At 69.4% G+C, this 10970-nt stretch carries 14 protein-coding genes; 7 read left to right on the forward strand and 7 right to left on the reverse strand.

All coding sequences use genetic code 11. The features are described 5' to 3' along the window. Window positions 1-7: 7 nt before the first annotated feature. From AB0D12_RS27525 to AB0D12_RS27535, 3 genes are all read right to left on the reverse strand, one after another. Window positions 8-586 (reverse strand): hypothetical protein, encoded by a 579-nt coding sequence (locus tag AB0D12_RS27525; RefSeq protein ID WP_362688182.1) that lies wholly within the window; start codon window positions 584-586, stop codon window positions 8-10. A 161-nt stretch (window positions 587-747) separates the two neighbouring features. Further along, window positions 748-1749, reverse strand: coding sequence for a helix-turn-helix domain-containing protein (locus tag AB0D12_RS27530; protein WP_362688185.1), 1002 nt, complete (start codon window positions 1747-1749; stop codon window positions 748-750). 677 nt (window positions 1750-2426) lie between these two features. After that, on the reverse strand, window positions 2427-2900 hold the full coding sequence (locus AB0D12_RS27535; protein ID WP_362688187.1) for a hypothetical protein: 474 nt from the start codon (window positions 2898-2900) through the stop codon (window positions 2427-2429). A gap of 194 nt (window positions 2901-3094) precedes the next feature. Here AB0D12_RS27535 and AB0D12_RS27540 point away from each other — a divergent pair, with 194 nt between their 5' ends. Both AB0D12_RS27540 and AB0D12_RS27545 read left to right on the forward strand, forming a co-directional pair. Then, on the forward strand, window positions 3095-3748 hold the full coding sequence (locus AB0D12_RS27540) for an ATP-dependent Clp protease proteolytic subunit (RefSeq protein ID WP_362688190.1): 654 nt from the start codon (window positions 3095-3097) through the stop codon (window positions 3746-3748). Window position 3749: 1 nt separating this feature from the next. Then, window positions 3750-4352 carry an ATP-dependent Clp protease proteolytic subunit gene (locus tag AB0D12_RS27545; protein ID WP_362688193.1) on the forward strand — a complete coding sequence of 201 codons (603 nt, stop codon included), beginning with the start codon at window positions 3750-3752 and terminating at the stop codon, window positions 4350-4352. 57 nt (window positions 4353-4409) lie between these two features. Here the strand turns inward: AB0D12_RS27545 and AB0D12_RS27550 are convergent, their stop codons facing one another. Together AB0D12_RS27550 and AB0D12_RS27555 are read right to left on the reverse strand one after the other, a co-directional pair. Beyond that, on the reverse strand, window positions 4410-4862 hold the full coding sequence (locus AB0D12_RS27550; protein ID WP_362688195.1) for a helix-turn-helix transcriptional regulator: 453 nt from the start codon (window positions 4860-4862) through the stop codon (window positions 4410-4412). A gap of 124 nt (window positions 4863-4986) precedes the next feature. Then, on the reverse strand, window positions 4987-5142 hold the full coding sequence (locus AB0D12_RS27555; RefSeq protein ID WP_362688198.1) for a hypothetical protein: 156 nt from the start codon (window positions 5140-5142) through the stop codon (window positions 4987-4989). Between the two features lie 171 nt (window positions 5143-5313). Between AB0D12_RS27555 and AB0D12_RS27560 the strand changes: the two genes are divergently transcribed. The 4 genes from AB0D12_RS27560 to AB0D12_RS27575 all read left to right on the forward strand — a co-directional run bounded on the left by AB0D12_RS27560 (window position 5314) and on the right by AB0D12_RS27575 (window position 8088). After that, window positions 5314-5682 (forward strand): hypothetical protein, encoded by a 369-nt coding sequence (locus AB0D12_RS27560; protein WP_362688201.1) that lies wholly within the window; start codon window positions 5314-5316, stop codon window positions 5680-5682. Then, window positions 5672-6034 (forward strand): hypothetical protein, encoded by a 363-nt coding sequence (locus tag AB0D12_RS27565; RefSeq protein WP_362688204.1) that lies wholly within the window; start codon window positions 5672-5674, stop codon window positions 6032-6034. The genes AB0D12_RS27560 and AB0D12_RS27565 overlap by 11 nt, the downstream gene beginning before the upstream one ends. A 120-nt stretch (window positions 6035-6154) precedes the next feature. Next, window positions 6155-7651 carry a hypothetical protein gene (locus AB0D12_RS27570; protein ID WP_362688246.1) on the forward strand — a complete coding sequence of 499 codons (1497 nt, stop codon included), beginning with the start codon at window positions 6155-6157 and terminating at the stop codon, window positions 7649-7651. Window positions 7652-7719: 68 nt separating this feature from the next. After that, window positions 7720-8088 (forward strand): VOC family protein, encoded by a 369-nt coding sequence (locus AB0D12_RS27575; RefSeq protein WP_362688207.1) that lies wholly within the window; start codon window positions 7720-7722, stop codon window positions 8086-8088. A 94-nt stretch (window positions 8089-8182) separates the two neighbouring features. On the opposite strand, the gene AB0D12_RS27580 is transcribed toward AB0D12_RS27575, so the two are convergent. Both AB0D12_RS27580 and AB0D12_RS27585 read right to left on the reverse strand, forming a co-directional pair. Beyond that, window positions 8183-8536 carry a DUF1330 domain-containing protein gene (locus AB0D12_RS27580; protein WP_362688210.1) on the reverse strand — a complete coding sequence of 118 codons (354 nt, stop codon included), beginning with the start codon at window positions 8534-8536 and terminating at the stop codon, window positions 8183-8185. Between the two features lie 271 nt (window positions 8537-8807). After that, the gene (locus AB0D12_RS27585; protein ID WP_362688213.1) at window positions 8808-9851 is read right to left on the reverse strand and encodes an NAD(P)-dependent alcohol dehydrogenase; all 1044 of its coding nucleotides are present in this window, start codon (window positions 9849-9851) and stop codon (window positions 8808-8810) included. 120 nt (window positions 9852-9971) lie between these two features. Here AB0D12_RS27585 and AB0D12_RS27590 point away from each other — a divergent pair, with 120 nt between their 5' ends. After that, complete coding sequence (locus AB0D12_RS27590) at window positions 9972-10832, forward strand: helix-turn-helix transcriptional regulator (protein WP_362688215.1); 861 nt, start codon at window positions 9972-9974, stop codon at window positions 10830-10832. Window positions 10833-10970: the final 138 nt, after the last annotated feature.

The raw sequence follows: 10970 nt of genomic DNA on the forward strand, positions 1-10970 counted from the left end.
CGTCCCCTCAGACCGAGAACTTCGAGGAGTTGATGTTGCAGACGATGTTCGGCGTGGCAGCCCCGGAGCAGCCCTTCGGGTGCGACGTCCACACCCAGCCCGGGGTCATGAACGCGCCGTGCATCTCGTTCTGCACGTACAGGCTCTTCGGGCGCTTGACCGTAGCGGTGACCTCAGCAACCGTAGGAGTCGGATCGATGGCGTTGATGAAGCTCCACTTGCCGTCGGCAACGGTGCTTCCGTTCTTGCCGTCGAGCAGGCGCGCCCGGATCTCCCCGGTGATCTGAGGCCCGTCGGGGCCGACCGCCGCACAGAAGAAGCTGGCGGTGCCGGTGACCTTAGTGGGGTTACCGGCAGTCCACGCCGCCTTGTGGTTCCACTCGCACAGCACGGTGCGGGCCTTGACCTGCTTGCCGGTCCTGGGGTCGATCTTGGCCACCTGGGCGGTGAAGGTCCTGCTGCCTGCCGTGGTGGTGACGGGCTCCGCGGCCGAAGCCGGGTGATGGCTGTCGGCGTGCGCCGTGCCGGCCAGGACGCCGAGTCCGAGCACGCTGGTGGTGGCGATAGTTGTGACAGTACGTCGCACCTGCAAGGAATCCCCCTGTTGTCTTTGATGGTCGTCTCGCTTCAGCACGGTGGTCTGCCGCGCCGGAAGCCAATGTGGTCAGCCGACGCCTCCCCGGCGGCAGCTGTCAGCCAGCCTGCCGGAGATACCGTCGGAAGTCGTTTGCGCAGCGTCCACAGTTCTTAGCAATGAGTCCACGCGGTCGACTCAGGGCTGCGGAGGGCTTGGTGTCGGTAGTCCTTGGGCGGCATGCCGTAGGCAGTGCGGAAGGCGCGCGTGAAGTCGGCAGCGCGGGTGAAGCCCCAGCGGGCGGCGATGGCGTGGATGGTGGTGGAGCACATCGCGGGGTCCGCGAGGTCGCGGCGAGCATGTTCCAGGCGCTGGTGGCGGATCCAGGCCGCGACGGTCTCGTGCTCGGTCTGGAAGAGGCGGTGCAGATAGCTGGTGGAGATGTTGTGCGCGGCGGCGATCGCACGCGGGGTCAACCGCGGGTCGTGCAGGTTCCGTTGGACGTAGGCCCGGATACGCAGCACCAGAGTCCGGCTACGGGTTTCCGGCGGAAGGGAGCGGTCGGCGCCCAGAGCGTGAGCGAACAGTGCGGACAGCAGGTCGACCACGACCGTTCCCAGACGGGGGCCGTCGGATGGCAGGTAGGGGCTCGTGTCCACCGTCAGCTGAGTGAGGAACTGTACGAGCAGGGTGCCAATCCCTTCCCGTCCGGACATTCCATGGGCGAACAGTGGGTCCATCCTGTTCTGCGGCAGGTGCAGTAACGCCTTGGGGATCTCGATCCCGATCCCCGAGAACAGATCGGGTCCGTTGGCGGAGTTGACTTCGAAAGCCCTTGAGCTGTCGAAGACCTGTATCTCGTAAGGCCCGTACACGGATTTCTGGTCGGCCCAAGTGACTCGGTTGGTCCCGTGCAGAGGGATCCCGATGTGGTACTGCTCGGGATCGGACTGGCGGATGAGCTTGGGGGTCCGGCGAAATCGAAGGGCCTGGTAGGTCGTGGGCCAGACGTGAACCGCGCCGAGCTCCAGTACTCGCTGATGCGCCCGGTAATCCGCCGCGTATTCGCTGTGAAGGTCCAGCGGCGCATGGGTTCGGCCGATGCGCTCGCACCAGAAGTCGAACCGGTCCGCACCAGCCAGATCTTCGGTTCGGAACTCGGTCTCGGTCAGCATCCCGTCTCCTCCGCCTCGTGGCCTCAATACCGCCTCGTCGCCCTGGATCAGGCGCCGATAGGTGGGCTTCGATTCTCACGCATCTGTTTCATTCCACGTCGTCGGGCGCGCGCATGAGGCGGCGGCCATACACCTGAAGCGTCGTCGTGCTTGACTCGTCGAGTGGGTCAAGCCGGTACGGGTCACTACGCGGCCGATACCTCTGGAGTCGAGGCTGGAGGAGCTCATTGAGGCCGATCCGTGGAGGAGCTGGACGAGGCGTTCGCGCTGCGATTCGGAAGCAGTCCGCCGGACGCACTGAACGGCACCCGTACTCTGACCGTCATCGCGAGCGAGATCGACGCCGCGACTGAGCGGATCGTTCACCTATCGGGCATCCGGCTATCAAGTGCCGGTCAGTGTGCTGTTCTTCCGCTACTTCGAGGACGAGGGACATCGGTGACGGTGCTGGGACTCTCGAGGAAGGCCGAAAGGCCGCGCCTGCAGGAATTCGCTCCGCCTGATCCGTCGAACGCGCGGCGTCGGCACCTGACTTCTTCCGCCTCGTGCGCTTCGAACTGGTCATCCAACTGGCGAGGATCGCCAGAGATCCCGATGAAGTCGGCCGCTCCGCACAGGGCGAAAGCGGCCCCCGGTCGCGATCGCCGCTGACCGGGGACGCTTCACCCGCGTCCCGCTCAGGCCGGGGACTGCTGAGACAGCCCCGCCTCCGCGGTGTCGCTCGCCGTGGGTGAGCCGGTGCCTCGCCTGCGACGCAGGGCCGACCTGACGTTCCACGCGGCGACGAGCAGGCAGAACAGGCCGGTGGCTCCTGGAGCCAGCCAGGCTCCGAGGCGGTGCTCGACTGCCACCGTGGCCGAGGGGCCGTCGACCGTGGCGGTCACCGGCTCGGTCGGCTTCTCGTCGAACGTGGTCTCGACCTCGATCTGCGCAATCCGGAAGGCCCCGTCTTCAGCCTCGAACGATCCGGAGCACAGCAGACCGTCGTCGCCGTGCCGGGACTTCGAGATCTCGCAGCGCTCGGCGCGGAATTGTCCGGCCACCCCCGTCAGCCGTGTCTCCAACCGCATCAGACCGGTGCCCAGAAGGAAGACCCCCGCGCACAGGGCCACCAGCGTGACCAGCACCCGTCTCGGACCTGTTCGTTCCATCCCCGCCCCCGTACTCCGTGTTGTCAGCCGACGCAGCCTAGCGCCGCCGCCGGGCTCGGCAACGGCCGGGATACCCGCCCCCCTCTGCCGTCAGCGAATCTGCTCCCGGCCAAGAAAGCTGACCGAGCGGCGACCGCGGGCGAAGAGTGGTGGGACCGCGGCTGATCCGAGCCGCGCCACGACAAGGAGGACCGATGTCCCCACTCATCACCGGCTGGGACCCGGCCATGAACCCACGAGCGGCCGAGGGTGACACACCTCCGACGCGGTTCGACGACCATCTGGCCGCACAACTCCTCGCGCAGCGGATCGTCTTCCTCGGCACCCAGGTGGACGAGGTCTCCGCGAACCGGGTGTGCGCGCAAATGCTTCTTCTGTCGTCGGAGGACCCGAGGACCGACATCAGCCTCTACATCAACAGCCCGGGCGGGTCGGTGACGGCGGGGCTGGCGATCTACGACACGATGCGGCTGATCCCCAACGACGTCTCGACACTCGCCATGGGCTTTGCCGCGAGCATGGGGCAGTTCCTCCTCACCGTCGGGGCGGCGGGGAAACGCTTTGCGCTGCCGAACGCGCGGATCATGATGCACCAGCCGTCCGCCGGAATTGGCGGGACCGCCGCCGACATCGCGATCCAGGCCGAGAACCTCGAGTTCACGAAGAAGGCCGTCGAGCGAATCACCGCGGAGCACACCGGCCAGACCGAGGAGACGATCTCCCAGGACGGCGACCGCGACCGGTGGTTCACCGCCGAGCAGGCGAAGGAGTACGGCATGGTCGATCGCGTCGTCGAGTCGCTCGACGACGTGCGCCCTGCCGGACCGCGGCGACGGGTGGGGCTCTGACATGGGCCAGTACACGATCCCGAACGTCGTCGAGCGCACCCCGCAGGGGGAGCGGTCGTACGACGTCTTCAGCCGGCTGCTGTCCGAGCGGATCATCTTCCTCGGCACCGAGATCGACGACGGCGTCGCGAACGTCGTCATCGCCCAGCTGCTCCACCTCGAGTCGTCCAGCCCGGACCGTGAGATCGCGATCTACATCAACTCACCGGGGGGCTCGTTCACTTCACTCATGGCGATCTACGACACGATGACGTTCGTCGGCGCACCGATCTCCACGTTCTGCGTCGGGCAGGCGGCCTCGACCGCGGCGGTGCTCATGGCGGGCGGAGACCCGGGGCGGCGGTTCGTTCTCGAGCACGCGCGGGTGCTGTTGGGGCAGCCTGCGAGCGGCGGCCGGCAGGGTACGGTCTCGGACCTCAGCCTCCAGGCCAAGGAGATGATCCGGGTCCGCTCCCAGGTCGAGGAGGTCCTGTCCCGGCACACGCACCACGACGTCGCGACCCTGCGCGCGGACATGGACCGCGACAAGGTCTTCACCGCGCAGGAGGCAGTCGCATACGGGCTGGCCGACGAGGTACTCAGCCGGCGGATCGCACCTGCCTGACGCGCTGAAGTGCGCGGTGCCCGGCGGCCGTCGCCCCGGCGGGGGCACGGCCGTCTGTCAGGCGGCGAGGCACATTCCGTCGTGCCGCGAGGTCGCCGCGCGCCCGGAGTTGCGGTCGCGCCTCGAGGTGACCGAGGTGACCGAGGTGACCGAGGTGGGGGCGGTGGGGGCGGTGCTGCTCTGGGCCGGCCTCGCCCGAGCGGGGCGGGCAAGCTCACCGTGGGCCAGCGCGAGAAGATCGGCCAGTCCGAGGCCCAGTGCACGGGCGGCGGCCGCGAGAACTTCGGACGAAGCCTCCTTGCGGCCGCGCTCGAGCTCGGAGAGATAGGGCATCGAGATCCGAGCTGTGTCGGCCACGTCCTGGAGCGTGCGTTCCTGGGCGAGGCGCTGACGGCGCAGGACGTCACCAACTACGTCCCGCCACAGGGGTTCTTTGGTCGCGGGGGTCGGCGCCGCTGTGGCCGGGCGCAGGGGAATGACGCGGACGTGGTTCGGCGCGTGGCTGCTCACCTCCTCAGGGTAGGAGCGTTACGGCCGGCCGGGTGGCAGCAGAGTTCCGCCCCCTGCGAAATCGCATGACCCGCCGCCGATGCCCGGAGAGGGAGCATCGGTGCGCGCTGCGGCAGGCGCGGCGCTACGACATCCCCGGTTTGCGGGCCAAGAGGTGGGCCTGCTGGACCCTTTCGGTCTCGTCGGGCTCACGCAGCAGCCGGGCGTCCACGACGAGACCGGCCTGGCTCAGCGACGCGGCGACACGGTCGGGCGACAGCCGGCGGAAGTCGAGCGACACCGCGTGACCAGGGTTCGGCCATGGTCGAGGACCATAGACCCCTCCGCGTGCGCCGACACCCCGCCGGCCCACACAACCGGCGTTTACGAATTCCGTGGCCCGCGGCCGGAGTTGGGATCCGGCCGGACAGCCGCCCGGCCGATCAGGAATGATCAATCCATGGTCGCCTCCATGTCCGAGAACACCATGTCCGAGAACACCACGCCCAAGAGCACCGCCGCCGTACCGCTGTTGGTCATCGTCGGTCTGCTCGCCACCGTCGGCTACTTCGCCGCAGATGACGCGCACATGGCCGCGCAGTGGGCCGAGTGCAACAGCCTGCCGGTCTCCTGGCAGATGTACGTCACGGCGTACGGCGGACTGACGTGCGGCGTAGTCGCGCTGTTCCTCACGGACCGGCTGGTCCGGCGCACCGGGTCGATGACCTGGGTCGCGGGTGTGAGCGCGGTGGGTGCCGCGGTGCTTCTGCTGGTGCACGGCTTCCTCGTGCACTGGCTGTACCAGCCCGACCCCGGCGGAGTGATCAGCTGTGCCGGATGACTCGTCGGGCGACCTGCCGGACGACGTGGTCGCCGTCCTGACAGCGCTGCTCTCCTCCGACCGGCCGGGATTCGCCGAACTGCGCGGGCAGATCCCTTACGCCCGGACGACCGAGCCGTGCGGATGCGGCTGCGCCACCGTCTCGCTGGAGGTCGCCCGCGACGGTGTGGAGCCGGCAGCCGCCGCGGCGAATCCCGTCGCGGAAGCGGACGTCTCCACCACCGACGGCCGCCTCGGCGGCGTACTGCTCTTCGTGACGGACGGCTACCTCTCCCTGCTCGAGATCTACTCCCTGGAGGAGGAACCATTCGCCACCTGGCCACGCGCCGACCAACTCACGGTCCGCCTGTGAGGCACCACTAGGGTTTGCGGCGTGGGGATCAGCGAGCGGGCAGAGACCGTACGAACTGACGCCGGCGAGCGGGACGCACCACCCTGGTGGCGCGTCCCGCTCGTCGCGACGGCCGTCGTTGTGCCGCTGTACGTCCTGTGGGCCGCCTGGCTCGCGACCGGCGGCGGTGACCTGGCGGCTCAGCTCGCCTGGGCGGGGTTCATGGAACGGCACCCCATGTCGGCCTACAACCTCTCCTGGTACGGCGGCACCCACACCGCCAACTACAGCCTGCTGTCTCCCCCACTCATGGCCGTCTTCGGCGTGCGCGCGGTGTCCGTCGCCGCGGGTCTGGCCGGAACGTGGGTGCTGGCCTGCCTCTTTGTACGCAGCGGAATGCGGCGGCCCGGCTGGCCCGCCGCGCTCGGGGCACTCGCCCTCTGGTCCAATATCGCCTGCGGTCGTACGACCTTCGCACTGGGCGTCGCGATCGGGCTGCTCGCCGTCCTGTACGTACGCAGGACCGGCGTCGCCGTGGCCTGCGCGGCGCTCGCTGCCATGGCCAGTCCGGTGGCCGGGCTCTTTCTGGTGGTGGCGGGGGCCGCGTATCTGCTGGACCGGCGGTGGCGGAAGGGCGCCGCGCTCGTGCTGCCGCCGTTCGCCGTGGTGGGCACGGTGACGCTGCTCTTCCCCTTCCACGGCGAACAGCCCATGGCGGCCGGGCAACTGTTGTTGCCGCTGGCCGTCTCCGCCGCCGTGGCGATCGCGGCGCCGCGCGACTGGCGGGTAGTGCGGTTCGGGGCCGGGGTGTACGGCGTCGGCGTCGTCCTCACCTATCTCATCGCCTCGCCCATCGGCACGAACGTCGAGCGTCTGCTGGGTCTCGTCGGGCCGCCGGTGCTGCTCGCGGCGGTGCTGGCGGGAGGGCTCGGCAGACTTCTGCGGGCCGTGCTCGCGATCGGGCTGGCCGTGAACACGTACTGGCTGATCGACAAAACCGACGACGATCTGGTCGTCTCCGGCGAGGTGCCCGCGTGGGCCGCGCACACCGACGGTGTCGTACGGGAGTTGCAGCGGCTGGGCGCCGACCGCACGCGCGTCGAGGTCGTCCCCGCCCGCAACCACCGCGAGGCGACCGTCCTCTCCCCGCACATCAATATGGCGCGCGGCTGGAACCGGCAGCTGGATGTGGAGCGCGGGCGGCTCTTCTACGACGGGTCGCTGACCCCGGCGACGTACCGACAGTGGCTGGACCGCTGGGCGGTGGGCTTCGTGGTGCTGCACCACGGGCGTCCTGACGGGCCCGCCGAGGACGAGGCGGCGATCGTCAGGAGCGGGCCGGGCTGGCTGGAGCGGGTGTGGCAGGACGGCGGGTGGACGGTCTACCGGGTGCGGGACGCGGTTCCGCTGGCCGCCGCACCCGCGACGGTGGTCCGCGGCGACGACGCGGAGCTGGTCGTACGGATGCCGGCGGCCGGATCGGTGACGGTACGGGTCGTGTACTCGCCGTGGCTGCGGGCGGAGGGGGCGTGTCTGCGGCAGGAGGGCGAGTGGACGCGGCTGACCGTGCCGCGGGCGGGCGAGTACCGGCTGGACTCGCCCTACCGTCTGTCGCGTTCGAGCGGCTCGGGCTGCTGACGGCTCTGACGGCGGCCGACGGCCGAGGCTGACGGCCGATTGTCAGTGGCGTGTGCCACGCTCGACGCATGATTGACCACATCTCGGTACAAGTGGCGGACCCGGCGGCCAGCGCCGCCTTCTACGACCGTGTGCTGGCCCCGCTCGGCGGCAAACGGCTGCTCGACTTCGGTCAGGTGATCGGTTACGGCACGACGCAGCCGACCTTCTGGATAGGCCCGGTGACGACGGAGGGGCATGCGCGCGAGGTGCATATCGCCTTCGTCGCGGCCGACCGCGCACAGGTCCGGGCGTTCCACGCGGCGGCCGTCGAGGCGGGGGCGGAGGTACTGCACGAGCCACGGGTACGGCCCGAGTACCACCCCGCGTACTACGGCGCGTTCGTCAGGGATCTGGACGGCAACAACGTGGAGGCGACCTGCCACACGCCGGAGTGAGACGGGGGACAGACATCGCCCCGACGCGGATCGCGACGGGATGCCTGCGCGGCATCCGCCTTTCGGCGGGTCGTCGTCATGACGGTCATGATCGTCATGACGCCAGGGCCTGGGCCTCCCGGAGCCGGGCGGCGGTGACCGCGGCGTCATAGCCGGGGGCGACGCCGTCGACCAGGATCACATCGCCCGCCATATGCCGGGTGCGCAGCGGCAGAAGCTCCTGGTAGGCCTCGGAGTCGTACCACCGGCGCGCCTCCTCCATGCCGGCGAAGCCGATGATGACGAGCGCGCCCGGCCACTCGCCCTCGCGGAGTTCGACGGTCGCGCCGTGGACGAGGAAACGGCCACCGAAGGGGTCGAGGGTGGACTGGATCCGCTCCATGTAGACGAAGATCTCGTCGTGCAGGTGCGCGGCGGGAAGCAGGTGGCCGACGGCGTAGGCGGTCATGATGTCCTCCTGGTGCGGGGCTCGTACACGGCCCGTACGGGGCTCGTTCGGATGTCTTCGATCGTGCCGGGACACCGGGAGACCGTCGATTACCCGCGAGGTAAGTGCACCGCACCGGTCGGCCACGGCCGGGCGCTCTCAAGCCCGGTCCCGTCCGGCCGGCCGTCGCAGTGGACGCAGTGATGCCCCGGCCGCACCGGATCCGCGCGAAGCTGATCCGGTGCGGCCGGGGCCGCAGTTGAGACCGTGAGAGATCGTCAGCCGGTGAGACTCAGATCGTGGCCGTGTCGATCACGAAGCGGTAGCGGACATCGCTCGCCAGCACCCGCTCGTACGCCTCGTTGATCTGGTCCGCGCGGATCAGCTCGGTCTCCGCACCCAGGCCGTGCTCGGCGCAGAAGTCGAGCATCTCCTGCGTCTCCCGGATACCGCCGATCCCCGAGCCTGCCAGGCTCTTGCGGCCCCCGATGACGGAGAACAGGTTGAGCGAGACGGGCTCCTCGGGAGCGCCGACGTTCACAAAGGCGCCGTCCGTCTTCAGCAGACGCAGATACGTGTCCAGCGGCAGCGGCGCGGACACCGTCGAGACGATCAGGTCGAAGCTGCCGACCAGTTCCTCGAAGGTCGCCTCGTCGCTTGTCGCGTAGTAATGGTCGGCGCCCAGCTTCAGCCCGTCGTCCTTCTTGCGCAGCGACTGGCTGAGCACGGTCACCTCGGCACCCAGCGCATGGGCGATCTTGACGCCCATGTGGCCGAGACCGCCAAGGCCGACGATGGCGACCTTCTTGCCGGGGCCCGCGTTCCAGTGGGCGAGCGGCGAGTAGAGAGTGATGCCGGCGCACAGCAGCGGGGCCGCGACGTCCAGCGACAGGCCGTCGGGGATACGCAGCGTGAAGGCCTCGTCGACGACGATGTGGGTGGAGTAGCCGCCGTAGGTCGGCTCGCCGCTCTTGTCGAGGGCGTTGTACGTGCCGACGTTGCCGCCGGAGCAGTACTGCTCAAGACCGGCCTTGCAGTTGTCGCACTCGCGGCACGAGTCGACCATGCAGCCGACACCCACCCTGTCGCCGACGCCGAACTTCGTGACACCGGGGCCGACCTCGGTGACGATGCCGGCGATCTCGTGGCCCGGCACCATCGGGTAGATGCCCTCGCCCCAGCCGTCGCGGGCCTGGTGGATGTCGGAGTGGCAGATGCCCGCGTACTTGATCTCGATGAGCACGTCGTGCTCGCCCACCGGGCGGCGCGGGACGGTGGTCCGCTCCAGCGGCGCCTTGGCGGCGGGAGCGGCGTATGCGGAAACGGTGGTGGTCATGGCTACGAGCCTGCCGCCGGGCGCGGCACTTACCCAGCCCTCTGTTGTGCCTACGACCAGTGTGCGTACTACTGACAGGGTCAGGATCGACAGGCTCCCCGGCCGGTAATACTTGGCTGTATGGACCAGCGCGCCGAACTCAGCGAATTCCTCCGCTCCCGCCGTGCCCGGCTGCAGCCGGAGGACGTCGGCCTGCCACAGCTGGGCCGCCACCGCCGTGTCCCCGGGCTGCGCCGCGAGGAGCTGGCGCAGCTCGCCGGGGTGTCCGTCGCGTACTACACGCGTCTCGAGCAGGGCAACGGACGCAATGTGTCCACCGAGGTGCTCGACGCGATCGCGCGGGCCCTGCGCCTGTCCGACGTCGAGCGGGACCATCTCAGCCACCTCGCCAAGCCGAAGCAGAAGAAGCACCGGCGCATGGGCCGGCCGCAGCAGCTGCGGCCTGCGGTGCAGCAGCTGATGGACGCGATGGACGGGGTGCCCGCGTACGTACTCGGGCGCCGGCTGGACATCCTCGGCTGGAACCGCATGGCCCGCGCACTGCTCGGCGACTTCGCCGCACTGCCGCCGCAGGAGCGGAACATGGCCCGGCTCGTCTTCCTCGACCCCAACGCGCCTGATCTGTACGTCGACTGGGAGTGCAAGGCGACCGAGGTGGTGAGCGTGCTGCGGATGTACGCCGGCTGCTCGGCCGACGACCCGCAGCTGCCCGCGCTGATCGGCGATCTGTCGGTCAAGAGCGAGGAGTTCCGCAAGCTCTGGGCCGCGCACACGGTCCAGGACAAGGGTCACGGCACCAAGCGGCTGCACCATCCGCTGGTGGGCGAGATGACCCTGTCGTACGAGACGCTGAGGCTGCCCGACGACCACGATCTGTCGCTGGTCACCTATCACGCGGAGCCCGGCACACGCGCGGCGGAGTCGCTGCGGCTGCTGGCCGGCTGGGGCGTGGACGAGGTGGCGGGCGCCGACGCGCGGTAACGCCGTCGCGGCATGCCCCCGGCTACGCATGAGGGCGGCGGCACCCCCCGGGGGGGGGCGCCCCCCCAATTCGGAAAATTGCAAAAGGTGGGGATGCGGGCGCAGCCCAAAGGTAGATGGTGGGGGTGTGGAAGTAGT

The organism is Streptomyces sp. NPDC048479 (assembly GCF_040651435.1).
Taxonomy (GTDB): Bacteria; Actinomycetota; Actinomycetes; order Streptomycetales; family Streptomycetaceae; genus Streptomyces.